Annotated in this window: 22 protein-coding genes; 12 read left to right on the top strand and 10 right to left on the bottom strand. The window is 71.9% G+C overall.

The annotated features are described in order from the left end of the window. Window positions 1–20 precede the first annotated feature (20 nt). A complete protein-coding gene (locus ACZ32T_RS20790; protein WP_467368219.1) occupies window positions 21–1106 on the bottom strand; it encodes a FecCD family ABC transporter permease in 1086 nt (361 codons plus the stop codon). Between the two features lie 160 nt (window positions 1107–1266). Between ACZ32T_RS20790 and ACZ32T_RS20785 the strand changes: the two genes are divergently transcribed. The 8 genes from ACZ32T_RS20785 to ACZ32T_RS20750 all read left to right on the top strand — a co-directional run bounded on the left by ACZ32T_RS20785 (window position 1267) and on the right by ACZ32T_RS20750 (window position 10977). Then, the gene (locus ACZ32T_RS20785) at window positions 1267–2250 is read left to right on the top strand and encodes an ABC transporter substrate-binding protein (protein ID WP_467368217.1); all 984 of its coding nucleotides are present in this window, start codon (window positions 1267–1269) and stop codon (window positions 2248–2250) included. Continuing rightward, a complete protein-coding gene (locus tag ACZ32T_RS20780; protein WP_467267072.1) occupies window positions 2247–3035 on the top strand; it encodes a 2,3-dihydro-2,3-dihydroxybenzoate dehydrogenase in 789 nt (262 codons plus the stop codon). The genes ACZ32T_RS20785 and ACZ32T_RS20780 overlap by 4 nt, the downstream gene beginning before the upstream one ends. A 63-nt stretch (window positions 3036–3098) precedes the next feature. Continuing rightward, the gene (locus tag ACZ32T_RS20775) at window positions 3099–4298 is read left to right on the top strand and encodes an isochorismate synthase (RefSeq protein ID WP_467368215.1); all 1200 of its coding nucleotides are present in this window, start codon (window positions 3099–3101) and stop codon (window positions 4296–4298) included. Beyond that, window positions 4295–5944, top strand: coding sequence for a (2,3-dihydroxybenzoyl)adenylate synthase (locus ACZ32T_RS20770; RefSeq protein WP_467368213.1), 1650 nt, complete (start codon window positions 4295–4297; stop codon window positions 5942–5944). The genes ACZ32T_RS20775 and ACZ32T_RS20770 overlap by 4 nt, the downstream gene beginning before the upstream one ends. A gap of 47 nt (window positions 5945–5991) precedes the next feature. Then, window positions 5992–6624, top strand: a complete 633-nt coding sequence (locus ACZ32T_RS20765; protein ID WP_467368211.1) for an isochorismatase family protein — start codon at window positions 5992–5994, stop codon at window positions 6622–6624. Window positions 6625–6629: 5 nt separating this feature from the next. Beyond that, on the top strand, window positions 6630–6857 hold the full coding sequence (locus tag ACZ32T_RS20760; protein ID WP_393762582.1) for a phosphopantetheine-binding protein: 228 nt from the start codon (window positions 6630–6632) through the stop codon (window positions 6855–6857). Beyond that, window positions 6854–10792, top strand: a complete 3939-nt coding sequence (locus tag ACZ32T_RS20755; protein ID WP_467368209.1) for an amino acid adenylation domain-containing protein — start codon at window positions 6854–6856, stop codon at window positions 10790–10792. Before ACZ32T_RS20760 ends, ACZ32T_RS20755 begins: the two co-directional genes overlap by 4 nt. Continuing rightward, window positions 10789–10977: an MbtH family NRPS accessory protein gene (locus ACZ32T_RS20750; RefSeq protein ID WP_467267062.1), complete on the top strand. Its 189-nt coding sequence runs from the start codon at window positions 10789–10791 to the stop codon at window positions 10975–10977. The genes ACZ32T_RS20755 and ACZ32T_RS20750 overlap by 4 nt, the downstream gene beginning before the upstream one ends. A gap of 24 nt (window positions 10978–11001) precedes the next feature. On the opposite strand, the gene ACZ32T_RS20745 is transcribed toward ACZ32T_RS20750, so the two are convergent. Further along, complete coding sequence (locus tag ACZ32T_RS20745) at window positions 11002–11373, bottom strand: VOC family protein (protein ID WP_467267060.1); 372 nt, start codon at window positions 11371–11373, stop codon at window positions 11002–11004. A gap of 90 nt (window positions 11374–11463) precedes the next feature. Between ACZ32T_RS20745 and ACZ32T_RS20740 the strand changes: the two genes are divergently transcribed. Together ACZ32T_RS20740 and ACZ32T_RS20735 are read left to right on the top strand one after the other, a co-directional pair. Beyond that, complete coding sequence (locus ACZ32T_RS20740) at window positions 11464–11925, top strand: MarR family winged helix-turn-helix transcriptional regulator (protein WP_467267058.1); 462 nt, start codon at window positions 11464–11466, stop codon at window positions 11923–11925. A 137-nt stretch (window positions 11926–12062) separates the two neighbouring features. Then, a complete protein-coding gene (locus ACZ32T_RS20735; protein WP_467368207.1) occupies window positions 12063–12842 on the top strand; it encodes a hypothetical protein in 780 nt (259 codons plus the stop codon). Between the two features lie 10 nt (window positions 12843–12852). Here ACZ32T_RS20735 and ACZ32T_RS20730 read toward each other — a convergent pair whose 3' ends face one another. The 6 genes from ACZ32T_RS20730 to ACZ32T_RS20705 all read right to left on the bottom strand — a co-directional run bounded on the left by ACZ32T_RS20730 (window position 12853) and on the right by ACZ32T_RS20705 (window position 21505). After that, entirely contained in the window at window positions 12853–13509 is a 657-nt protein-coding gene (locus tag ACZ32T_RS20730; protein ID WP_467267054.1) for a maleylpyruvate isomerase family mycothiol-dependent enzyme, read from the bottom strand. Between the two features lie 75 nt (window positions 13510–13584). Beyond that, on the bottom strand, window positions 13585–14853 hold the full coding sequence (fes, locus tag ACZ32T_RS20725; protein ID WP_467267053.1) for an enterochelin esterase: 1269 nt from the start codon (window positions 14851–14853) through the stop codon (window positions 13585–13587). A gap of 131 nt (window positions 14854–14984) precedes the next feature. Next, window positions 14985–17198, bottom strand: coding sequence for a catalase (locus ACZ32T_RS20720; protein ID WP_467368205.1), 2214 nt, complete (start codon window positions 17196–17198; stop codon window positions 14985–14987). Between the two features lie 180 nt (window positions 17199–17378). After that, window positions 17379–19409 (bottom strand): CocE/NonD family hydrolase, encoded by a 2031-nt coding sequence (locus ACZ32T_RS20715; RefSeq protein ID WP_467368203.1) that lies wholly within the window; start codon window positions 19407–19409, stop codon window positions 17379–17381. Window positions 19410–19448: 39 nt separating this feature from the next. Next, the gene (locus ACZ32T_RS20710) at window positions 19449–20765 is read right to left on the bottom strand and encodes an ATP-grasp domain-containing protein (RefSeq protein WP_467267046.1); all 1317 of its coding nucleotides are present in this window, start codon (window positions 20763–20765) and stop codon (window positions 19449–19451) included. A gap of 113 nt (window positions 20766–20878) precedes the next feature. Continuing rightward, window positions 20879–21505 carry an alpha-ketoglutarate-dependent dioxygenase AlkB gene (locus ACZ32T_RS20705; RefSeq protein ID WP_467368201.1) on the bottom strand — a complete coding sequence of 209 codons (627 nt, stop codon included), beginning with the start codon at window positions 21503–21505 and terminating at the stop codon, window positions 20879–20881. Window positions 21506–21842: 337 nt separating this feature from the next. Between ACZ32T_RS20705 and ACZ32T_RS20700 the strand changes: the two genes are divergently transcribed. Both ACZ32T_RS20700 and ACZ32T_RS20695 read left to right on the top strand, forming a co-directional pair. Next, window positions 21843–22304, top strand: a complete 462-nt coding sequence (locus tag ACZ32T_RS20700; protein ID WP_467368199.1) for a DUF5709 domain-containing protein — start codon at window positions 21843–21845, stop codon at window positions 22302–22304. A 113-nt stretch (window positions 22305–22417) separates the two neighbouring features. Continuing rightward, window positions 22418–22984: a DJ-1/PfpI/YhbO family deglycase/protease gene (locus tag ACZ32T_RS20695; RefSeq protein ID WP_467368197.1), complete on the top strand. Its 567-nt coding sequence runs from the start codon at window positions 22418–22420 to the stop codon at window positions 22982–22984. 139 nt (window positions 22985–23123) lie between these two features. On the opposite strand, the gene ACZ32T_RS20690 is transcribed toward ACZ32T_RS20695, so the two are convergent. Both ACZ32T_RS20690 and dacB read right to left on the bottom strand, forming a co-directional pair. Then, on the bottom strand, window positions 23124–23657 hold the full coding sequence (locus ACZ32T_RS20690; protein ID WP_467368195.1) for a GNAT family N-acetyltransferase: 534 nt from the start codon (window positions 23655–23657) through the stop codon (window positions 23124–23126). Window positions 23658–23814: 157 nt separating this feature from the next. Beyond that, complete coding sequence (gene dacB / locus ACZ32T_RS20685) at window positions 23815–25095, bottom strand: D-alanyl-D-alanine carboxypeptidase/D-alanyl-D-alanine endopeptidase (protein ID WP_467368193.1); 1281 nt, start codon at window positions 25093–25095, stop codon at window positions 23815–23817. Window positions 25096–25114: the final 19 nt, after the last annotated feature.

Raw genomic sequence — 25114 nt, 5'->3', positions numbered from 1 at the left:
GGCTGTCTTCCTCAGGTCGCTCACGCCTCGGCCCCCGCGGTGGAGAGGCGGGAGGAGCGGGCGATCCAGACGAGCAGCGGGCCGCCCACGAAAGCGAGCAGGACGCTGACCGGTGTCTCCCAGGGGCGGATGACGACCCGGGCGAGGATGTCGGCCAGGATCATGATGTCGGCGGCGATCAGCGCGGAGAGGACGAGTTGGGCCGTCATGCGGGGCCCGGTCAGCGCCCTCGCGGCGTACGGGGCCAGCAGGCCGAGGAAGGCGACGGGCCCGGCCACGGCGACCGCGCAGCCGGCGAGCAGCGAGACCGCTCCGGCGACGACGAGACGGATGCGGCCGGGGTGGTGCCCGAGCGAGCGTGCTCCGTCGTCGCCGAGGCCGAGCGCCGAGAGCGGGCGGGCGCATCCGAGCGCGGTGAGCAGACCCAATGCCGCCAGTGGCAGCAGGGGGAGGAGATCGGAGGTCTTCACTCCGGCGAGCGAGCCGATCGTCCAGTACCGGTAGGTGTCGAAGGTCGACTGTGTGCCGAGCAGGACGTAGGAGGTGCAGCCGTGGAAGGTGGCACCCAGCGCCGATCCGGCCAGGACGAGACGCAGCGGTGAGCCGGCCGTGCGCCCCGAGCCGGCGAAGAGCAGGACGACGGCGCTCGCGGCCATGCCGCCGACGAGCGCCCAGACGAGCAGGGCGCCCGGCGAGTCGGCGCCGAAGAAGGTGAGCCCGAGGACAACGGCGAATGCTGCTCCGGAGTTGACGCCCAGCAGACCGGTTTCGGCCAGCGGGTTGCGGGTGGCGGCCTGGAGGAGACAGCCGGCCGCACCGAGGCAGGTGCCCACGAGGAGGGCGGCGAGGGTGCGTGGGAGGCGTACGTCCATGACGGCCAGCCGGATCTGGGCGTCGGCCCGGGCGGCGGGGTCACCGAGGAGGAAGTCCAACGCGCGCTTCGCGGGGCTTCCACCGCTGCCGATGACGAGGGAGAGCAGCACGAGGGTCACCAGGAGAAGCAGAAGTCCCGTGGTGACCCAGGGGGTTGAGCTCCTCCGGGAAGGGGGAGTTTCGGATGGGCGGGTTCCGGCTGACCTTGGCCGACCCCCTTGCGCGATGGACATAAGGTTAGCCTAACCTAAATGCACTCGTCCGGTTCTGGCGGGTCATGGGCACACCTGTGTCCTGAAGTGGCGCGATGTGTACCGCTTCTCTCCGATTGAGGCTTCGGAGGGCGCCCGGCCGGAACCGGATTCGTCTGAACGCAAACGGAGATCCAAGGCCATGGCGCCGTATTCGCCCCCCTCGCCCCGCGGTAACGCACGTCCCGTCATATCGGCGGCCCTGCTCGCACTCGGCGCTCTCACCCTGAGTGCCTGCGGATCCGAGGACAAAGCCGCGTCCGCCGACTCGGGCGCGGAGGCGACGACGACCCAGGTCACCGACGCGACGGGGACGAAGGTGACGGTGCCGGCCGCCGCGGAGCGCGTGGTCGTCCTCAGCGAGATGGACCTGGACGCGTCGCTCGCCCTGGGCGTCGAGCCGGTGGGCCTGACCGCGGGGCGCGGCCAGAAGGGCGCCCCGCAGTACCTGGCGGACCAGGCGAAGGGCATCCCCGTGGTGGGCGCCGTCACCGGCCCGGACATCGAGAAGGTCGTGCAGGCGAAGCCGGACGTGATCCTCGCCGGGCAGCTCGCCGACGAGCAGGTGCTCGCGCAGCTCCGGAAGGTCGCGCCCACGGTCGTCACCATCGACGGCACCAAGGACTGGAAGAAGGCCCTCGGACTCACCGGCACGGTGCTCGGCAGGTCCAACGAGGCCGAGAAGTTCCTCGCCGACTACCGGACGAAGGCCGCCTCCCTCAGGACCGGCCTCGGCTCGCAGGCCGGCGCGAGCGTGTCCGTCGCCCGCCACTCGGCCAAGGGCACCGCGGTCATGCAGCAGGGCGTCTTCATCAGCGACGTCCTGAAGGACCTCGGCTTCGAGCGCCCGGGCATCCAGAACGACAAGGGCGAGGGCCACTCGACGCCGCTCGGCGACGAGAACCTCAAGGAGATCGACGGCGACTGGCTGTTCATCGGCTCCCTCGACGCAGGCAACGACGCCGACCTCCTCGCCGAGCTCGCTGCGAAGCCCGCCTACCAGCAGCTGGGCGCCGTGCGTGACGAGCACGCGACGGTCGTCGACGGGACCAAGTGGACCAGCCTCGGTGGTGCGCAGGCAGCCGTCTCGGTGCTCGACGACATCCGCAAGGCGATGGTCAAGTGAGCATCGAGCAGGAACTGACCGGCCGGCTCGCCCTCGTGACCGGAGCCGGACGCGGCATAGGCGAGGCGGTCGTGCACGCACTCGCCGGCCGCGGTGCGCGCGTCCTCGCCACCGACCTGGCCCCGGACGGCATCGCCGCACTGGAGAAGACGTACGACGGACAGGTGATCGCGCGCACGCTCGACGTGTCGGACCCCGCGGCCGTCGAAGACCTCGTCGCGGAGGCCGAGGACACGCTCGGCCCGCTGGACATCGCGGTCAACGTGGCCGGAATTCTCCGTGGTTCGCCGGTCGCGGACCTTCTCGACGAGGAGTGGGCGGCCACCTTCGCCGTCAACACCCATGGGGTGTTCCATGTGTCGCGGTCGGTCTCCCGCCGGATGACCGGCCGGGGTTCGGGCAGCATCGTCACCGTGGCCTCCAACGCCGCCGGCATCCCCCGTACGAACATGGCTGCGTACGCGGCCTCCAAGGCCGCGGCCGTGATGTTCACCAAGTGTCTCGGCCTCGAAGTGGCACCCCTGGGGGTGCGGTGCAACACCGTCTCCCCCGGCTCGACCCTCACCGACATGCAGCGCGGCATGTGGGCGGCGGGGGACGAGGAGGCCGCCGCCCGCCGGGTCGTCGAGGGGGACGCGGAGACGTTCCGCACCGGTATCCCGCTCGGCCGGATAGCGGACCCCTCCGACATAGCCGACGCGGTCGCCTTCCTGGTGTCCGACCGCGCGCGTCACATCACCATGCACGACCTGTACGTCGACGGCGGTGCCACCCTGCGGGCCTGAACCCCGCCCCGCCCCGCCCCGTCATCCTGCCGGCGCTCGAGCCTTCCCCACTGGAGACCATCCATGTCTGCCTCTCTGCGCGTCCCCGCCGCTCCGCCCCCACTCGACTCCCCCGGCGCGGCCACGGCCCTGCTCGAGGCCTACCGCCCCGGCACCGACCGCTTCCTCGCCACACCCCGGCACACCCTGCTCGGCTCCGGCGCGGCCGCACTGGTGCCGCACGACTCGCGGCCCCTCCCGCTGCGGGTGCTGGAGACCCTGGACGCCGCCCGGCACGCGGGCGACCCCGCCCCGGTCGTCGTGGGCTCCGTACCGTTCGCGCCCGACGGCGCGGCCGCGCTGGCCGTCCCGGAGACCGTCCGGTGGGCGACCGCCCTGCGCGAGGACCCGCTCATCGCACTGCACGGCTCCGACGCCGGTCAGCAGGACTCCTGGCAGATACGTGAGGTGCCGGCCGCACAGGAGTACTCCGCGGCGGTCGCCGCGGCGGTCGAGCGGATGCGTGCCGGTGAGTTCGACAAGGTCGTCCTCGCCCGCACCCTGGAACTGACCTCGGCGCGCGACCTCGATCTGCCCGCCATGCTGAGCCGGCTGGCACGCCGTGACCCGGACGGTTACACCTTCGCCGTGCCCAGCGGTCCGGGCCGCACGCTCGTGGGCGCGAGCCCCGAGCTCCTCGTGTCCCGGCGCGGCGGCCGGCTCGTCGCCAACCCGCTGGCCGGATCCGCGCAGCGCAGCGGCGATCTGGCCACGGACGTCCGCAGGGCGGCCGCGCTGCTGGATTCGCCGAAGGACCTCCACGAGCACGCGGTCGTGGTCGACGCCATCCGCGAGGCGCTCGCACCGTTCTGCGTGAGCCTGGACGTGCCCGAACGCCCCACACTCGTACGGACCGCCGCCATGTGGCACCTGTCGACGACCCTGACCGGGGAGCTGCGCGACCCCTCGTCCACCGCCCTGGACCTGGCGTCGGCCCTGCACCCCACCCCCGCGGTCTGCGGCACCCCGACCGATGTGGCCCGGCAGGTCATCGCGGAGTCCGAGCCCTTCGACCGCGGGGCGTACACCGGCATGGTCGGCTGGCAGAACGCGGACGGCGACGGCGAGTGGGTGGTGACCATCCGCTGCGCCGAGGCCGAGGGACGCACCCTGCGGCTGTTCGCGGGCGCGGGGGTGGTGGCGGAGTCCTCGCCGGCCGCCGAGACCGCGGAGACCGGAGCCAAGTTCCGTACGTTCCTGAGCGCTGTGGGAGCCGCCCTGTGACCGCCCTCCAGTCGTCCGACGCGCCCACCTGGCCCGCCGAGTTCGCCGACCGCTACCGCGCCGCGGGCCACTGGCGCGGGGAGACGTTCGGCGGTGTGCTGCGCGAGCGGGCCGCCGCGCATCCGGACCGCGTCGCGGTCGTCGACCCGGCCCCCGGACGCCGGGAGTGGACGTACGGCGAACTGGACGAGCGCGCCTCCCGGCTGGCCGCCGGGTTCTCGGCGCGCGGCATCTCCGCGGGCGACCGGGTCGTCGTCCAGCTTCCGAACATCGCCGAGTTCATCGAAGTCGTCTTCGCGCTCTTCCGGATCGGCGCCCTGCCGGTCTACGCGCTCCCCGCGCACCGGGAGACGGAGATCGAGTACTTCTGCTCGTTCACCGAGGCCGTCGCCTACGTGGTCCCCGACCGGCACGCCGGCTTCGACCACCTCGCGCTCGCGTCGAGGATCAAGGAGCGTACGCCGAGCCTGAAGCACGTCTTCGTCGTCGGTACGCCGGGCGAGCACACCGCACTGTCCGAGGTGCCGTGCGCGGCCGCCGGAAGCGGGTACGAGCCGGATCCGGGTGATCTGGCGTTCCTCCAGCTGTCGGGCGGCACGACGGGTGTTCCCAAGCTCATCCCCCGTACGCACGACGACTACATCTACTCGCTGCGCGGATCCAACGAGATCTGCGGCGTCGACGGGGACACCCGCTATCTCGTCGTGCTCCCCGCCGCGCACAACTTCCCGATGAGCTCCCCGGGCTGGCTCGGAACGCTGTACGCCGGAGGGACCGTGGTCCTGTGCCCCCGGCCCGATCCGGCGACGGCCTTCCCGCTCGTGGAGCGCGAGCGCGTCACGATGACCGGGATGGTCCCGCCCCTCGCGCTGATCTGGACGGAGGCCGCCCCGGGCTCCGCACACGACCTGTCGAGCCTGCAGCTGATCCTGGTCGGCGGCGCAAAGTACAGCGAGGCGGCCGCCCGCAGGCTGGAGCCGGCGCTGGGCTGCAAGCTCATGCAGGTCTTCGGCATGGCCGAAGGTCTCGTCAACTACACCCGTCTGGACGACGACCACGAGACCGTGGTCACCACGCAAGGCCGGCCGATCTCCGAGGACGACGAGGTCCGTGTCGTCGACGACTCGGACGTGGACGTGCCGGAAGGGGGCTTCGGGCATCTGCTGACCCGCGGCCCGTACACGATCCGCGGCTACTGGCGGGCGCCCGAGCACAACCTGAGGTCCTTCACCAAGGACGGCTTCTACCGCACCGGGGACATCGTGCGCCGCACCCCGACCGGCCACCTGGTCGTCGAGGGGCGCGCCAAGGACCAGATCAACCGGGGCGGTGAGAAGGTCGCGCCGGAGGAGATCGAGAACATCATCCTCGGCCATCCGTCGGTGCACGACGTGTCCGTCGTAGGGGTCGCCGACGCCTATCTGGGCGAACGCACCCTGGCCTACGTCATCCTGCGCGAGGGCGCCGAGCCGCTGAAGCCGGCTGCGGTCAAACGCCTCGTGCGGGAACGCGGTGTCGCCGCGTACAAGGTCCCCGACCTCGTCGAGTTCGTCGAGGCGTTCCCGCAGACCGGGATCGGCAAGGTCAGCAAGAAGGGGCTGCGCTCCGACGCGGCGCCCGGCCCCGCCGTACCCGGTCAGCACTGAGATCAGCACCGAGTTCCGCCCAGAGCGGCACCGAAAGGTCCCACCCCATGGCTCTTCCCGCCATCGCTCCGTACGCCCTGCCGACCGAAGCCGAACTGCCCGCCAACCGCGTGGAGTGGACCGTCGACCCCACGCGGGCCGTGCTCCTGGTCCACGACCTGCAGAACCACTTCCTCGGCGCGTTCCCGCACGGGGAGCAGCCGCTCACCGGCATGCTCGAGAACACGTCCCGGGTCATCGAGGAGTACCGCCGCCTCGGTGTGCCGGTCGTCTACTCGGTGCAGCGCGGCGGCCAGACGGCAAAGGAGCGCGGTCTCCAGCTCGACTTCTGGGGCCCCGGTGCCGCCGACGACCCCGAGGCGCTGGCGATTCCCGGTGCCGTCGCGCCGGCGGACGGCGACACCGTGCTGACCAAATGGAAGTACAGCGCCTTCGTGCGCACCGAACTCGAGTCCCTACTGCGGGAGTCCGGCCGCGACCAGCTGGTGATCACCGGCGTCTACGCGCACATCGGGGTGCTCATGAGCGCCTGCGACGCGTGGATGCGCGACATCCAGGCCTTCGTGGTCGCCGACGCCGTGGCGGACTTCTCCCGCGAGGACCACGACATGGCCCTGCGCTGGGCGGCCGGCCGCTGCGCGGTCGTCACCTCGGCCGACAAGCTGCTCAAGGGGGTCTGAAGACCGTGGCGCTCACCCTTGAACTGATCCGTCACGATGTCGCCGACGCCCTCGGTGAGGACCCCGCGGACATCCCCCTCGACGAGAACCTCCTGGACTACGGCCTGGACTCGGTCCGCATCATGTCGTTGCTGGGGCGCTGGCGCCGGGACCACGGTGTCGTGGCGGACTTCGCCGACCTCGCCGAGCAGCCCGCCATCGATGTCTGGGCACCACTGCTGGAGGCGGCGTGACCGTCCTGCTCACCGATCCCGACGGCGCCGGGCCGGGCCAGGACGCCCCGTCCGTGGTACTGCCGCTCACCGCCGCCCAGTCGGGCATGTGGTTCGCGCAGTCGCTCGATCCGCTCAGCCCCGCGCAGAACACGGCGGAGTGCCTGGAGATCGACGGTCCGCTCGACCCGGAGCTGTTCGCGGCGGCTCTGCGCCGCGTGACCGCCGAGGCCGACGCCCTGCGCGTGTGCGTCGAGGACTCCCCGGAGGGCCCGCGTCAGCGCGTCCTGCCCTCGGTCGGGCTGCCGCTGACCACACAGGACCTGCGGGAGGCCTCCGACGCCGGCCGGCGGGCCGAGGAGTGGATGCGCGCGGATCTCGCCGAGCCCTTCGACCTGGCCACCGGCCCGCTCTTCCGGCACGCCCTCTTCCGGGTGGGTGAAGAGCGCTGGCTCTGGTACCAGCGCATCCACCACCTGGTCATGGACGGCTTCGGCTACTCGCTCCTCGTACGCCGGACGGCCGAGGTCTACACGGCGCTCGTCCGGGGCGAGGGGCCCGGGCCCCATGCCTTCGGGGCACTCGCGGACCTGGTCGCCGAGGACGGGGCGTACCGGTCCTCGGAGGCGTTCGCCGCCGACCGCGCCCACTGGGCCGAGGCGTTCGCGGACCGTCCGGAGGTGCCCCGGCTCGGTGGCCGAGGTGCGCTGCCCTCGCGGACGTTCCTCCGCCGCACCGCCCATCTGGGGCCTGAGGCCACCGAGGGCGTGCGGGACCTGGCCGACCGGCTCCGTGCCTCGTGGCCGGACGTCCTGATCGCCGCCCAGGCGCTCTACACCTCGCGGGCGACCGGCCGTCAGGAGGTCGTGCTCGGCCTGCCGATGATGGGGCGCGTGGGTTCCGTCTCGCTGCGGGTGCCGGGGATGGTCATGAACGTCCTTCCGCTGAGGCTGGAGGTCTCCCCCGACGCCACCTTCGCCGAGCTGGTCCGCCGGGTGGTGCTCGGCATCCGCGAGGTCCGCCGCCACCAGCGGTACCGCTACGAGGACATCCGCCGCGACCTGCGGCTCCTCGGGGCGAACCGCGGACTGGCCGGCCCCCTCGTCAACGTCATGCCCTTCGACTACGACGTGGACTTCGCGGGCGCCCCGGCGCGCGCCCGGAACCTGTCCGCGGGGCCGGTCGACGACCTGACGGTGAACATCTACGACCGTTCCGACGGGCGCGGTCTGCGCATCGACCACGACGGCAATCCCGCGCTGTACGGCGAGGAGGAGCTGGCCGCCCACCAGGAACGCTTCCTGTATCTGGTGGAGCGGCTGAGCCGGGCCGACCCGCATGTCCCGACGGCGGCGCTCGGCATCGCCACCGAGGCAGAGGCCGAGCTGGTCCTCCGTACGTTCAACGACACCGAGCGGGCGCTGCCGCCCACGACGCTGATCGGCCCGATCGAGTCGCGCGCCGCCCGCACCCCTGACGCGACCGCCCTGGTGTGCGGGGACACCTCGCTCACCTACGAGGAGCTGAACACCCGCGCCAACCGGCTGGCCCGGCATCTGCGGACGCTCGGCGCCCGGCCGGGCGCGGTGGTGGCGGTGTCGGTGCCGCGCTCGGTGGAGCTGGTGGTGTCGCTGCTGGCCGTGCTGAAGGCGGGGGCCGCGTATCTGCCGCTGGACCCGGACTATCCGGAGCGGCGTCTCGCGTACATGCTGCGGGACGCGGCGCCGGTGTGCGCGGTGACGGACCGGGCGGGGCGGCTCCCCGAGGACACCGGGACGCCGCTGGTGGTCCTGGACGGCCTCGACGTCTCGGAGTACCTCTGGGTGAACCCGTCGCGGCCCCTCACCCCCGCGCATCCGGCGTACGTCATCTACACCTCGGGCTCGACCGGCCGCCCCAAGGGCGTCGTCGTGTCGCACGGCGCGATCGACAACCGGCTGCGCTGGATGCAGAGCACCTACGGGCTGACCGCGGACGACCGGGTGCTGCAGAAGACACCCTCGTCCTTCGACGTGTCGGTGTGGGAGTTCTTCTGGCCGCTGCGCCAGGGCGCGGTGCTGGTGGTCGCCGAACCGGGCGGCCACAAGGACCCCGCCTACCTCGCCAGGCTGATCCGTGAACAGTCCGTCACCACCTGCCACTTCGTGCCGTCGATGCTCCAGGTCTTCCTCGCGGAGCCGGGAGCGGACGCCGACACCTGCGCGAGCCTCCGGAGGGTGTTCTGCAGCGGTGAGGCCCTGCCCCGCGAGACCGCCGACGTGTTCGGGCGCGTGATGCCCGGCATCGAACTGCACAATCTCTACGGGCCCACCGAGGCGGCCGTGGACGTCACCTCCCACGCGTGCGCCGCTGACACCACCGGGCCGGTGCCGATCGGCCGGCCCGTCTGGAACACCCGCCTGTACGTGCTCGACGCGGCGTTGCAGCCGTGCCCGCCGGGGGTCCCCGGGGAGCTCTACCTGGCGGGGCGTCAGCTCGCCGACGGATACCTGGACCGCCCGGAGCTGACGGCGTCCCGCTTCGTCGCCGATCCCTTCGGCCGGCCCGCGGAGCGCATGTACCGCACGGGCGACCTGGCGCACTGGACGGGCCAGGGCGAGGTCTTCCACCTGGGCCGCACCGACGACCAGGTCAAGCTCCGCGGGCAGCGCGTCGAGCTCGGCGAGATCGAGACGGCACTGACGGCCCGGGAAGGGGTGGACGCCGCCTGCGCCGTCGTACGGGAGGACCGGCCGGGCGAACAGCGGCTGGTCGGCTACCTCACCGGACGCGCCGATCCGGTGGCCGTACGGGCATCGCTGGCGCGCGAGCTTCCGGAGCACATGGTGCCGGCGGCGGTGGTGGCCCTGGACGCCTTCCCGCTGAGCCCCAACGGCAAGCTGGACCGGCGTGCCCTGCCCGCCCCGGTGTTCAGCGGCGGCGCGGGTGCGCGGCGCCCGTCGGACGCGCGGGAGGAGGCGCTGACGCGACTGTTCGCGCAGGTGCTGGACGTCGGCCGGGTGGGCCCGGACGACGCGTTCTTCGACCTCGGCGGCACGTCGCTGCTGGCCGTGCGGCTCGTGGCGCGCGTACGGGAGGAGCTGGGCGCGGAGCTGACCATCGGCTCGCTGTTCGAGTCGCCCACCCCGGCCGCGCTCGCCGCACGGCTCGGCTCCACGGACAGGGCGTCCGAGGACGCGCTGGACGTCGTCCTGCGGCTGCGCGGCGGGGACGGGCGTACACCGCTGTTCGCGTTCCATCCGGCCGGCGGGATCGCGTGGTGCTACGCCGGGCTGGCGGCCCGCCTCGGTCCTGAGCAGCCGGTGTACGGCATCCAGGCCCGCGGGCTGACCGGGGACGAGCCGCTGCCGCGCACCCTGCTGGAGGAGGCGTCCGACTACCTCCGGCACATCCGCGCGGTCCAGGAGCACGGCCCCTACCGGCTGCTGGGCTGGTCCGTCGGCGGGGTTCTGGCCCACACCGTGGCCGTGCTGCTCCAGGAGGCGGGCGAGAAGGTCGAGCTGCTCGCGCTGCTGGACTCGTTCCCTGCCGAGCAGTGGCAGGAACGGGCGGCGCCCGAGGAGGGTGACGCGCTGACCGCGGTGCTGCGGATGGCGGGCTTCGAGCGTACGCACGAGCAGGACCGTGAGGACGTGCTGGCGACGCTGCGCCGGGCGGGCAGCCCGCTCGCCGGGATCGGTGACCGCGCGCTGTCGAGGATCGTCGACATCGTGCCGAACCACGCCCGCATGATGCGCGAGCACCGGCACCGGGGCTACGACGGCGATCTGCTGTTCTTCACGGCCGCCGCGCCCCGCGCGGAGGACTGGCTCACCCGCGAGGCGTGGCGCGCCCATGTGGCCGGGTCCATAGACAACCATGATCTGGACTGCACCCACCCGCAGTTGATGCGGGACAGGTTTCTCGACGACATCGCGGCCGTCCTGTCCGCCCGCCTGACGGAGCTGGACGCATGAGCGCGAGGAACGGCCCGTTCGACCCGGGCCCGGAGGACCGCGCCACGCACCTGGTGCTGGAGAACGCCGCAGGTCAGCTGTCCCTGTGGCCGGTCTGGCGCGAGGTGCCGGCGGGATGGTCCGTCCGGTTCGGCCCGGCTCCGCACGCGGCGTGCGCCGTCGCGCTGGAGCCGGGCCGGTCCTGAGGTGCCAGGACGCGTCCTTCGAAGTCAGCCTCCGTGGACCGTGAGCCGGTAGCCCTCGGGCCCGGTGAAGGAGAACACCGGCCCGAACGGGCTGTCCTGCAGCGGGGTGACATCCTCCGTACCCGCCGCGACGAGCTGCTCGCGCAGCATGCCGGCGTCCGTGGTCCGCAGCCACAGCGCCACGCCGAGACCGGGTCGGGCGGCGCCGTCCAGGTCGACGTCCGGCAGCGGCTCACGGACGGCGAACGGGATCGGGGTGGTCGCGAAGACGACCGCACCGGGCGGCGCGGCGGGGGCCCGGCGCAGCCCGAGCCGCTCCTCGAAGAAGGCGGCGGCGCCCGGCACGTCCTTCACCTGCAGAGCGATGAAGTCGGGGCCTTCGACGGTGGCGGTCATGGTTCCTCCTGGGCGGTGCGGCACTTCCATGTCAGGGTTTTGACATAGCAGACCATAGGCATCGGCCCCCAGGTATGTCAAAATATTGACATGGAAGACCGCGCGCCCGTGCCCGCCCCCCACCCGGCCCAGGACATCACCGAACACGTCGGCTACCGCCTCAAACGCGCCTCGGCCGCCCTGCGCGGCGCCATGGACAAGGCCCTGCGCGAGCACGGCCTCACCGTCCCGCAGTACTCCTGCCTCGAACTCCTCGACGAACGGCCCGGCCTGTCCAACGCCGACCTGGCCCGCGGCACCTTCGTCACCCGGCAGTCGGCCAACGTCGTCCTGCGTGGCCTCAAGGAGGCCGGCCTCATCACCCGGCCGCTCACCACCGACCACGGACGCGCCCTCCCGACCCATCTGACCCCGGCCGGGGAACGACGCCTGCGGGCCGCACGCGGCGCGGTCTACGCGATCGAGGAACGCATGATCAGGAGCCTTCCCGAGGGGCGGCTGCCGGCCCTCCTGGCCGACCTCGACACGATGACCGAGGCACTCGGCGAGTGATGACGCGGGACGGCACCCAGGCCCGCCAGGCGTATGACGGGGTGCCGCTTCGACGGAGAATGGGGGAAGATCGCGGGTCCGCGCGACGCAGTGCGGGCCTGTGACCCCTCCGACGACAGCAAGGAGCGTTTCCTCCGATGACCGCACAGCCCGTACGCCCTGGGCGCGGTGGTCCCGGGACCGCCTCGGACGTGGACCTCCCGCCGTTCAAGCCTGCTCTCGTCAGAGCGGTGTTCAGGGACGTGACCACGATGGACGTCTCCCGGCCGGCCGCCCGGGCCGCCGCGTCGGTGACGCGGACCGTGCTGACGGCGATCATCGAAGGCGCGACGAGAGCGGCGGCGGAGGAGGCCCGGAAGAAGCTGGTTCCCGGGGACCTCGTCTCGGCGATCGACCGGAACGTCGAGCTGGAGGTGGGGTGCGCGTGGTACGACCACAGCCCGACGTTCCACGGCCTGACCGGTGACCTCTACGACGCCGAGGGCGTCCTCGTACCTTCTCGCAAGCGCAGCAGGTCGCGCAGACCGAGTGCCGTGGCCGGCGCCCACAGGTTCGAGGCCGGGGTCAGGAAGCTGCTGCGGAGCCAGGGGGCGACGGCCGTCCCGGCGCTGGTCCGCGACCTGGACGGAATCGCGAGCGTGTTCCTGACGGACCTCGCCCGGGACGCGGCCATGGTCGTCCGCGAGGGCGGGATCAAGCGTTTCGGTTCGGTCACCCTGCTGATACCGGGCGTACCGGCCCCGCCCCCACCCCTCGACGATCCCCTCCCCTCCCCGTACAGCCGAAGGAAGGCCGGGCGGACCATCGGCCGGGATGACGTCCTGGCCGCGACCACGATTCAGTTGTTCGGCGGCGGCCTCAGGCAGCGAGCCCTGACAGAAGCACGCGAGGCGGCACAGAACGCTTCGGCCGGCTGAAGCCTGTCCTTCAGCCTGAGCGCAGTCGGGCGCGCAGGACTTCCGCACCGTCCCCATCGAGGTCCTGGCAGGCCGCCGCGCGGCCCGCCATCGCCATCACCAGCGAGAGGGTCGGCCCCCTGAGCAGGTCCCCCGTGCCGGTGGCGAACGGTCCGTCCGTGGCCTCGACCCGCAGACCCGCGACCGCGGTGCTGCTCGCGACGGTGAAGTCGCGGCTCGCGAAGAACCGGGCCACGGCGGTCGTCGTGGCCACCGGGGGTGTCCGTGCAAGGCCCAGCGGCCGACGGATGTCCTCGCCGTGGACGACGATTTCGCCCAGCCAGGCCGCAGTATGCCGTGACGGACCGGCTGGACCGGCGACAACCTCGCGAAAACGCCGCAAGGTCTCCTCAGGTGTGGCCCCCAGGCGCTCCGCGAGTCGTCGGTCGTTGTGCAGAGCGGGGTCGAACCGAGCGGCCAGCATGCTCAGCAGCCAGCGCCACATCCTCGTACCGGCCCCGGCCGTCAGATGGGCCACGACCTCCTCCACGGTCCAGCGTTCACACAGTGACACTGTCGCCCACTGGGCCTCACTGAGCCCGGTGAGGTCGTGAGCGAGCGCGGACCGTTCGACGTGGATCGCTCTTTCCAGAGATTCGCGGTCTTCCGGAACGTGTGGTTCAGCCATGGGGCCGCCTCCAGGGATCGGGTGTCATCCATCGGACTCCTGTCGCCGTCCGAACTCATCGACCGGAGGACGAGTTCAGGAAGCGGCAGGGCCCAGCAGCTCCACGAGGCCGTCGGCCAGCTCCGTACGCCAGCACAGGTAGTCGTGGCCACCGTTGAACTCGCGGTAGGAGGCGTCGTCGTACCCCGCCGCCGCCAGGACCTCACGCAGGCGCCTGGCGGCCGGCAGCGCCACCCACTCCTGTTCACCGAACGAGAGCCAGAAACGGACAGGCAGGCGGGGGGCGCGCGCGATCCGGTCGGTGAGCCACTCGGCCCGGGGTCCGTCGGGCCACCAGAACGAGCCGGACTGGGCGAGGACGTTGCCGAAGCGGCGGGGCACGGAGAGCGCGGCGTGAGCGGCCGTGAGGCCGCCCAGGCTCTGCCCGGCGACGATCGTGCGAGCGGGGTCGTCGGTGACCGGGAGACGGGCGGCCGCCCAGGGGAGCAGTTCGTCGGCGAGGAAGGCCGCGAACTCCGGGCGGCAGGCCAGGTCCGCCCACCTGGTACCGATGTCCACGGAATCCGGCAACAGGGCGACGAGCGGCGGGATCCGGCCGTCGGCGATCAGGTTGTCCAGCAGGTGCGCGACCCCGAGCTGCGGCTGCCAGTGCTCGCCGTCGAGGAGGACGAGGACAGGGAGCTCGGACGGGTGCCCCGGCCCCAGGGGCGGTTCGTAGAGCCAGACGCGGCGCGTGGCGCCCCCCAGCTTCTCGGTGGCCACCTGATGGGCGGTCACCCGGCCACGGGCCACGCCCGGCCTCGGCTGCCAGTCCTGCCCGCCGGGGGCCGCCGGGAGCTCGGTGTAGGAGACCGGTCCGCCGCCCCAGCGGCGGGGCAGCGCGCGGGCGTTGAGCGGGTCGTGCCGACGCCTGGTACGCAGCCACTGCCAGTAGTCGGCGCTGCCGGGCTCCGGGCCGTCGCCCTCGTCCACGTAGAAGTCGTAGGTGCCCCGCCAGTCGTGCCGCAGGCGCAGCGACCAGTGCCAGACGTCGGTTCCGGGCACCCGCTGCATGAGGTTGTCCTCGGGCGTGCGGGGGTCGCCGAGTTTGTTGGGAAGCACCTGTACGGCCCGGGTGCCGGCCGTGCCGCGCCAGAGGAACGTCACGGCCCGGTGCTCGGCGCTGCCCTGCGGGTCCGGAGAGACGAGGGGGGTGCCGCTGCCGCTGACGGCTGCCCAGAATTCCTCGGTCTCCCCCGGTGCCGGCAGCCGGAACGCCGGCTCCCGGAGCCGTGGCACCTCGTCCGGGCGCACGGCCCGCGGCGGCCGGCGCGGGGTGTCTTGCGGCGGCACTGAGGTGATCACGAGGGGAACTCCGAAGCAGGCGGGGCAGGAACTAAGGGTCACCTTACCTCCTGGGGTCCGTGACCCCAGGACGCACCGGAGGCGGCACCCGTCCCCGGGCGCCGCCTCCGGCCGGTGTCCGCGCTGTGGTGTCAGACCGTGGAGGGGAAACGTTCCCAGACACGGTGCTTGCCGAGGAGCTGCTTGACCTCCTCCAGCACCTCCTCGCCGGTGCCGGCGACGACCACACCAGGCGCGTCCGCGGTCACGCCCGCGGAGACGAGGACCGCGTCTCCGCCCGCCCATGTCCCGATCGCCTTGGCATGCCGGTACGTCTCGTTCAGCAGCAGGAGCACCCGGGGATCGACGGAGGTACCGGCCGCGCCCGCCTTCGCGTCCCGCGCGCCGATCGCGTCGGCTCCCGCTCCGGGGGCACCGGCGAGCAGGACGGCGTCGAACTCGACGGAACGGGCGGTGGCGTAGGTGCGCTGGACGGTGACCGGGTCGCCGTCCGCGTCGAGGACTCCCCCGGCGGGCGCGATGACCAGCGGCACCATGCCGGCGGCCTGGACGGCGGCGCGTACCGACCGGACACCGTCGAGGTCGGCGTCCTTGTCGGCGACGATGCCGATGATCCGGCCGTCGAGCGGCCAGACCTGCCCGACCTGCGACAGCGCCGGGCTGGGCTCCGGGTTCGCGAGAGGGCCGTCGGCCTCCGGCGCCGGGAGTCCCAGGCCGGCGGCGACCTGCTCGCACAGCTCACTGTCGATCCGGGCGAGCACCTTCAGCCCGCGCTCCTTGACCGCCTGCTCGTAGCACTTGCCCAGCTCGAAGGTGTAGGCGGCGATGATGTGCTCACGCTCCACCGGAGTCATGCTGAGCCAGAAGAGGCGAGGCTGGCTGAAGTGGTCGTCGAACGACTCGGGGGCCTCGCGCACCTTCCGGCTCGCGGCGACCTCGGCCGGCACCTCGACGAAGGCCCCGGTGTCGGCACCCGCCAGGAACGGGCAGCCGCCGTCCAGGGAGTTGGGCCGGTACGGCGCGACGCCCCGGTGGACCGCCGTCTGGTGCATGCCGTCGCGCAGCATGTCGTTGACCGGGGCGTGGGTCCGGTTGATGGGCAGCTGCGGGAAGTTGGGGCCGCCGAGCCGGGTGAGCTGGGTGTCGACGTAGCTGAACAGGCGGCCCTGGAGCAGCGGGTCGTTGGTGAGGTCGATGCCCGGCACCATGTTGCCGACGTGGAAGGCGACCTGTTCCGTCTCGGCGAAGAAGTTCGACGGGTTGGCGTCGAGCGTCATCAGGCCGATCGGCTGTACCGGTGCGAGCTCCTCCGGCACGATCTTCGTCGGGTCCAGCAGATCGATCCCCTGGAACATCTGCTCGGGGTTGTCCGGGAAGGTCTGGATGCCCAGCTCCCACTGGGGGTAGGCACCGGCCTCGATGGCGTCGGCGAGGTCCCTGCGGTGGAAGTCCGGGTCCACACCGCTCGTGATCTGGGCCTCCTCCCAGACCTGGGAGTGGACACCCAGCTTGGGCTTCCAGTGGAACTTCACCAGGGTGGAGGCACCTTCGGCGTCGACGAGCCGGAAGGTGTGGACGCCGAAGCCCTCCATCGTGCGGTACGAGCGCGGGATTCCGCGGTCGGACATGTTCCACAGCGTGTGGTGCGTGGCCTCGGAGTGCAGGGTGACGAAGTCCCAGAACGTGTCGTGGGCACTCTGCGCCTGCGGGATCTCCCGGTCCGGGTGCGGCTTCCCGGCGTGGATGATGTCGGGGAACTTGATGGCGTCCTGGATGAAGAAGACCGGGATGTTGTTCCCGACCAGGTCGAAGACGCCTTCCTCCGTGTAGAACTTGGTGGCGAAGCCGCGGGTGTCGCGCACGGTGTCGGCCGATCCGCGGGAGCCGAGCACGGTGGAGAACCGGACGAAGACCGGCGTCTCCACGTCCTTGGCAAGGAAGGCCGCCTTGGAGATCTTCGACGCGGACCCGTACCCGCGGAACATGCCGTGGGCCGCTGCGCCGCGCGCGTGCACCACACGCTCCGGGATGCGCTCGTGGTCGAAGTGGGTGATCTTCTCGCGCAGGTGGTGGTCCTGGAGCAGGACCGGGCCACGCGGGCCCGCCTTCAGGGAGTGGTCGGTGTCGTACAGCCGCGCTCCCTGCGCCGTCGTCAGGTAGGCGCCGCTCTGCGCGTTCCGCGCCTGATCGGCACCCGTGGGCTGGCCTGTGGGGCTGACGGTCTCGGGGCCGTTCTGGTCGTCCTTGGGCGGCAGCGGCTCGCGGGGTCCGGTCGGTTCCTCCTTCGACGCGGGGATGCTGTTGGGGGCGCCCGGGATGGGCTGCTGTCCTGGTTTCGTCGTCACTTCTCGTCTCCTGACATGTAGCTCGTCGCCGGACCGACGTGGGGGTGGGTTGACGCGCCGAGCCGCGGGGGGCATGCGTATACCTCCCGCCGCCGGACCCGCGTGCCACGCCGGGCGCCTGGCCGTCACTCCTTCGGCAGCGTCCTGTGGGCGTGGCAGCCGGTCCGCGCGGTGGGTGGGTCAGACGTTCTGCCTGCTGATCCGTTCGTTCCACGTACGGGAGAAGACCCGGCGGCCGTCCTCGTAACCGTCGAGCGTGGCGTCCACGTGGAAGGCCTCGGCGTCCGAGGTCAGCACGGTGCGTGTCTCGACCCGGACGTCCCAGCCGGCCCGGCGGAAGCGCATCTCCCAGGCCGACTCACCGCGCACCGACCCGAAGTCCTCGCCGACCCAGCTGTACTTCTCGCAGGCTCTCAGCCCGGTCTCGATCCCGTTGTCCTCGTACCGCTGGAGTCCGCGGTCCTTCACGATGTCCAGCACGGACCGGTAGTCCACCAGGTCCCTGGTCACGGTCCACGCCTGCTCCGGCTCGCTCAGCCGGGTGACCTCGGGGGGCGCGCAGCCCTCGGGCTCCCCGAAGGGGCGCAGGGCCTTGTCCTCCGGTACGTCGTCGGGGCGGACGGGCAGAGTGAGGCTGCTGCCCTTCTCGTACACGCTCAGGAGGGCGGGTCCGGGCGCCGGCCACACGAGCGGCCAGTACGAGGTGGACAGCGAAAGCCGGATGCGGTGGCCGGGCGGGAAGGCCTGCGCGACGCTGTGCAGCGGTACGCGGACGCGGTAGCGCCTGCCCGGCTCCAGGGGCTCGGAGAACTCCTCGCTGTCGCGGTGGGTCAGGTTGAGCACGCCGTACGTCACCCGGGTGGAACGTCCGTCCGGGGCGACGTCGGACAGCCGGACGTTCAGCTGTGCGACCGGGGCGTCCGCGGACACCTCCGCCACGACGACGGGGGCGCCGAGGATCTCGACGCGTGCGTCGAGCGGCGCGGTCTGGAAGACGAGCGAGCCGCCGTCCTCCTCGCGCTGGTCGTAGGGCAGGTCGGGCGGGGCGTTGTACGAGGCCCACTTGCCGGCGAACTGGCCGACGGACAGCGGTGACTGCACCGTGTGGACGCGGTCCTCGTGGTTCTCCCGGTCGTCCGGCTGCCCGAGTCCGCCGTCCCGCAGCGGGAGGACGGTCTCGCCGACGTTCGGCGACGGCCAGGACGGCTCACCGACCCACCGGCCGGGGCGTTCCTCGTAGGAGGTCGAGGGCGGGACGCTCTCCTGCATCCAGGCCTGGAGCATGGGGCCGTCCATGACGCCGTTGTCGACGCCCTTGAGCCAGTGGTCCCACCAGCGCACGACCTCCTGGAGGTAGCCGATGGCGGGTCCCGGCTCACCGAGGTGCGGAAGTTTGTGCGACCAGGGGCCGATCAGGCCCTTGCGCGGTACGTCGACGTGGCTCAGCAGGCGGGTCACGGCGTTGGAGTAGCCGTCCGCCCAGCCGCTGGAGGCGAGCACCGGGCAGCGCAGGGCCGAGTAGTCCTCGCTCAGGCTGGCGTGGCGCCAGTAGTCGTCCCGGTTCGGGTGGCGCAGCCACTCCAGGACCCAGGGGCGTGCGGCGTCGAGCCGCTCCCGCCACATCTCCCGCCAGCGCTCCCCCACGACGGCGGGGTCGGGCGGGCACGTGGCGTAGGCGAACATGGTCCCGGCCTCGGCCAGGTTGTCGGACAGCATCGCGCCGCCGAGGTAGTGCATGTCGTCGGCGTACCGGTCGTCGGTGAACGACGCGATGCAGATGGCGCGCAGGCTCGGCGGCCTGCGTGCGGCCGTCTGGAGGGCGGCGAAGGCGCCCCAGGAGATGCCCATCATCCCGGTGTTCCCGTCGCACCAGGGCTGCTCGGCGATCCACGCGAGGACCGACTCGGCGTCGCTCTGCTCCTGCTCCAGGTACTCGTCCAGCAGCACCCCCTCCGACTCACCCGTCCCCCGGAGGTCGACACGCACGCACGCGTATCCGTGGCCGGCGATGTACGGGTGGTGGATGGCGTCACGTGTGGAGGTGAGGTCGTTCTTGCGGTACGGGATGTACTCGAGGACGGCCGGCACGGGTTCCGCGTCCGACGCGGTGGGACGCCAGATCCGCGCGGAGAGCCCGACTCCGTCCGCCATGGGGATCGTGACGTGCTTCTCTTCCTGGATCGCGAAGGGCAGCTGGTCGACGTGGCGCATACCTGTGCGACCTCCTTTCGTCGTGCTGGACCGGACGGGTCACCGGGTCTTCGTGCCGCGGCTCCCCGGTTCCGTCTCGTCGAAGGTGAGGCCGAGGGCGGCCACGCACCGGTCGAACTTGCCGCGCAGGTCCTCCTCGTCGTCGCCCCCGGTGAAGATGTGGGCCACCTCGTAGCTGTAGCTGTCCTGCTGGGAGACCGTGGAGAGCTTCTGCCCCTCGTCGGGCACGACGTCGATGCGCACTCCGGGTATCTCGCGTTCGATGGCGGCGATGCGTTCCGGGGTGGGCACCTCGTGCACCTTTCCGTCGCCGAACCAGCGGTAGTACCACTTGGCGGCCATGGCGTAGGGCCCCAGACCGCCGGGCAGCGAGGGGTCCCGGCCCAGGGCCAGGCTGATCATGCGGTGGTGGTTGGGCGCGCCGTCGACGTAGTCGAAGAGTTCGGCGTGGGACTGCGAGTGCCGGGGGTTGATCTCCAGCAGGCTGATGTCCTGCGTCTTCGGGTCGTAGAAGTACTCGATGCTGAAGGTGGCCGACTCCATGCCGATCTGCTCCATGGTCCGCTCGCTGACCTCGTGGAGCTTGCGGATCACCGGGGCGGGGAGGCTGCTCGGGTACTGGTGGCGAAGGAAGCAGGGGGAGGCCGGATAGTTGATCGAGTCGAGTACGCCGTACACGGTCGCCCTGCCCCGGTGGACGTAGCCCTCGACGGCGACCTGGATCCCGGTCATCGACTCCTCGGCGAGGCAGACCTGGCCTCCCACGCCCTCCATCTCCGGGGGGAGGTCCAGCAGGGCGAGTACGGAGTCGAAGGGCCTGCCGACCCGGCCTATGCCCGCCCGGATCTTGTCGACGGCCGCCCGGAACTCCTCCATGTCAGAGACCCCGTACGCCAGCTCGGACGAGTAGGCGAGGGCCGGCTTCAGCCACATGGGGAAGTTCACGCCCTCGGGGGGCTTCGGGTCGTCCGCTTCGAGGTCCACCCGGCCGAAACGCGGATACGCGTCGATGACCTTCTGCTGTTCGAGCCGGCTCCAGTACTTGTGCTCGCACTTGACGACGGACTCGAGGCTCGTCGTCCGCACGCCGTACTCCTTGCCGAGCATCGGGACGAGAGTGCTCACCGGGAAGTCCCAGTATCCGACGATGGCGTCGATGCTGCCGTCGTGCGCGTCGAGCACAGCCCTGGCACGGTCCATCAGTGCGGGCACCGACACCTCGCCCTCCTGCAGCTCCCCGACGGTCAGCAGACGGTGGAACCGGTAGGAGCCGGCGTTCGGGACGGCCTCGAGCATCGGCAGATTCGCGTCGTCGAGGCCGACGACGAAGATGTTCTTGCGCTGCGCCTGCGGCATGTGGATGGCCCTTCCGTCGGGAGTGCTCCTGTACACCGAAGCGCCTGCCCTCCCTCGGCGGCCGGCATGCAGGAGCATTCTCCCGGGCAGCCGCCCGGTCCTCCACCGGTGCGTCAGCGCACTCCACGAGGGCGGTACTGGACGCTGATCCTCGGCCCGCGGGCCTGCGCGGTCTTCGGGACGGCGTGCTGCCAGGTGCGCTGGCAGGAGCCGCCCATGACGATGAGGTCGCCGTGGCCGAGCGGCCGGCGCGCGGTGTCGCCGCCGCGGCAGGGGCGCAGGAGCAGATCGCGCGGGGCGCCGAGGGAGAGGATCGCGACCATCGTGTCCTGGTGGGAGCCGCGTCCGGTCAGGTCGCCGTGCCAGGCGACGCTGTCGCGCCCGTCCCGGTAGTAGCAGAGCCCGGCCGTGGTGAAGGGCTCGCCCAGCTCGTCACCGTAGTGGGAGGACAGCGCGTCGCGGGCCTCGTCCAGCACGGGGTCCGGGAGTGCGTCCTCGGAGCGGTAGAAGGCGAGCAGCCGGGGCACGTCGACGGTGCGGTCGTACATCTGCCGGCGCTCGGCCCGCCAGGGCACTTCCTCCGCGAGCTCGGCGAAGAGCGCGTCGGCACCGCTCAGCCAGCCGGGCAGCAGGTCGATCCACGCCCCGTCACCCAGGACCGTCCTGCGTGCTCCGGTGAGGGGGCCCAGGTGCGGGCGGTCGGCCTGGTCGAACAGCGAACCCTGGAGATGAACGGACATGGGTCAAGCCTACCCGGCAATTAGAACAAGTGTTCCCGTGCGGGATGCGGGCACGCATACGCGCATGGTCACCGCGTCCCGGGCCCGCGGCCCGCCCCGGTCGCACCGGCCGGGGATCGGTCATAAGCTGCCGGGGCCGACGGGATACGACCGCGACGGGTCTGACCAGGGGTTCCGCTGCGCCCGGCAGCCGGACCGCACACCCGGGAGGCCAGGCGGCCACCCGGAAATCCGTATCACTGACATGCGCGCGGGCGGGCAGGAGAGCGGCGACGCCGCACGGCCCCCGTACGGTCGGCGGCGGGGTACGGCAGACCTCAAGGGAAGGAGCGCCCCCATGTCCGAGCAAGGACGCGGTGACGACGTCTACCAGCCGGACGGTTCGGACGCGGACAACCGTCCGACGGACGACCTCGACCCGGAGAACGTGATCGACGAACCCGACCTCGACGACATCCTGGACACGGGGTACTCCCCGCCGGAGAAGCCCCTGGGCGTGTCGAAGTACGGCACGACCGGCGAGGAGCAGAGGGAGGGCGAGTCCCTCGACCGCCGCCTGGCCCAGGAGGTACCGGAGGAGGACCCGCTGCCGGTCGGCGAGGACGACGACGGGCCGGAGGGCAACGGCCCGGAGGAGGACGACGCCGGGGCCGAGCGCGCCGGACGCGTCGCCGCCGCCGACGAGGAACCCGGGCCCGCGCGCAACAACCGGGTGCTGGGCCGGGACGTCGGCATCGACGGGGGTGCGGCCTCCGCCGAGGAGGCGGCGGTCCACGTCCAGGAGGACGACGGGGCCTGAGCCGCGGGCATGCGCCGCCGGCCCCCGGGGCACATGCTCCGGCGGCCCGATCAGGGAACCTCACGATCGCGGGCCACAACCAGGTGGACCGCGCGCAGGAAGGGTGACAAGCGATGACCGACAACGGCAAGAAGCAGCGCAAGGTACTGGCCGTGGTCACCAACTACGGCGTGGAACAGGACGAGCTGGTGGTGCCCGTCGACCGACTCCGCGGTGCGGGCGTCCAGGTCGACGTCGCGGCCGTGTCGACGGACGACATCGTCACGCTGGTCGGCGACAAGGACCCGGGGAAGAGCGTCCGTCCCGACCTCACGCTCGACGACGTCGACCCCACGGCGTACGACCTGCTGCTCATCCCGGGCGGCACTCTGAACGCCGACACGCTCCGGCTCCAGAGCGCCACCACAGGGATCGTCCGCTCCTTCACGGAATCCGGCCGCCCGGTGGCGGCCATCTGCCACGGCCCCTGGGCCTTGGTCGAGGCGGACGTCGTCACGGGCAAGCGGCTGACCTCATACGCCTCGCTGCGGACCGACATCCGCAACGCGGGCGGCGAATGGGTGGACGAGCCGGTGGTGACGGACGGTTCCGGCGCCTGGACACTGATCACCTCGCGCAACCCGGGCGACCTGGAGCCCTTCGTGGGCGAGATCCGGACGGCACTGGCGGCGCGCCCCTGACCGCCGGCAGTGCCCCGCGGGACAAGCCGTTACCTTCCGCCCGAGCCCGGGGGGACCCAGCCCCAGCCGGTCGGTCCGCGCGCCCTGGGTCTCCACGGTCGGCCCCGTCGTCGTCATGTCCCGCAGCTGTACGGCTACCTCAGCGGCTTCTGACGGACCCGGGAAGCGGCGTCGGGGCCGGAGCGCTCAGGTCGCGCGCGAACCAGGTGCCCGGCTGACCGCCGATGTGGGCCGGGTCGGCGGGGCCGACGGGGACGAAACCGGCTCGGGTCAGCACCTTCCGGGAGGCGGTGTTCTGATGCGTCGTCGCCGCCCGTACGGTGCGCAGCCCGTGGTCGGCCGCCGCGAGGCGGCACACTTCGCGCACGGTCGCGGTCGCCACGCCGCGGCCGGCGGCGTGCCGCGCGACCCGGTAGCCGAGCTCCGCGGTGTGGTCCTCGATGTCGACCAGGTTGAACCTGCCGATCACCGAGCCGTCCTCGTCGACGAGCACGTGGAAGGCGCAGACTCCCGCCTCTTGTTCGGCCAGCAAGGCGTGGTACCTGTCGGTGAACCGGGCGAAGAAGTCGTCGCCGCGGTCGGGGACCGCTGCCGCGAAGTAGGCGCGGTTCGCCGACTCGAAGGCCAGGACCGCGGGGGCGTGGCTGACATGCAACCGCTTCAGCTCGGACATCGCCCCACCCTACTCAGCGGGTTCACAGGGGCCACCCGGTTTCACGCCTGCCGCGCACGCGTGGAAGTGCCCTGCCGATCGCGTGCACGGGAAGCTTCGGCAGCTCCCGTCACAGCGGGTGGCAGGGCACTCCCCCATGTGTCACCGGGTCATCGGATCAGGCCCAGCAGCCGTTCACGGTGGCGGCGAGTCCGTCCAGGGAGTCCTTGATGGCGGCGCCGTCCGCGGTGGAGTTGTTCTCGATGAAGGAGAAGATCTTCCAGCGGCCGTCCTTGCCCTGGGTGAGCCCGCTCAGAGCGGTGGCCCCTGTCAGGGTGCCGGTCTTGCCCTTGACCTGGCCCACGGCACACTCGGAGTTGGCGGTGTCGAACCGGCCCCACTCGGGCCCGAGGGTGCTGCCCGTCTCACCGGCGACCGGCAGGCCTTCGGAGATGGACTTCAGCTTGGTGTGCCGGGGGTCGGTGGTGAGATCGAGGATCTCGGCGACGGTCTGGGCCGTGATGCGGTTGGAGCGGGACAGCCCGCTGCCGTCGTGGATCTCGAAGTTGGACACCGAGATCCCGTACCAGCCGGTGAGGACGTCACGCACGGCCGCGGTGCCGCCCTCGTAGGTGGCCGCTCGGCCGGAGGCGAGCGCGGTCGCCCGCAGCAGCGTCTCGGCGATATCGTTGTCACTGGTCTTGAGCATCTGCTTGACGATCACGGACAGCTCCGCGGACCGGTGTTCGGCCACGGGGAAGTCCGTCGAAGCCGCCTGGCCGCGCGTCACGTCCCCCGTCACCCCGATGCCCTGCTCGGCGAGCCGCGCGGCGAAGACCTTCCCCGCGTCGATGGCGGTGTCCTGGACGAGCTTCCCGTCCACCACCAGGGAGCGCACGGGAGCGATCTGGTCGTCGTAGTAGCTGCTGTTCCAGCCCTCGGCGAGCGTCGGCGCCGCGAAGAGGCTGTCGTCGACGCGGACCTTCACCGAGCCGAGGCCGGCGTTCTTCAGACCTGCGGCCGCGCTCTTGGCGAGCTCGGTGAGATCGGCGGTCGTCAGAGTGCGGTCGCCCCCGCCGATCAGAGTCAGTGTGCCGTCGCCGTAGACCACCTTGGTCGTGAACGTGTGGTCGGGGCCGAGCAGGGTCAGGGCGCCGGTCGCGGTGGCGAGCTTGGTGTTGGACGCCGGCATCAGCGCGGTCTTCGCGTCGTGACCCCAGATCACCTCGTCGGACTCGGCGTCCAGCACCACTCCGCTGAAGGTGGCGCCGATGTTCTTGTCCTGGGACCGGGCGTCGAGGTTGTCGACGAGCTTCTGGTCGGTGGAGTCGAGTCTGCTGACGCTTTCCTTGCTCGCCGCCGGCTGGTCGGCGGCGAAGGCGGACTGACCGGCCATGACCGCGCCGGCGACCGGGGTGAGAACCGCGGCGACGAGCGTCCGGCGGACGGCTCTGTTCACGGGCTGGGCCTTTCGGTGA

The organism is Streptomyces sp. NPDC023573 (assembly GCF_055559735.1).
This window is presented reverse-complemented; position numbering and strand designations above follow the sequence as displayed.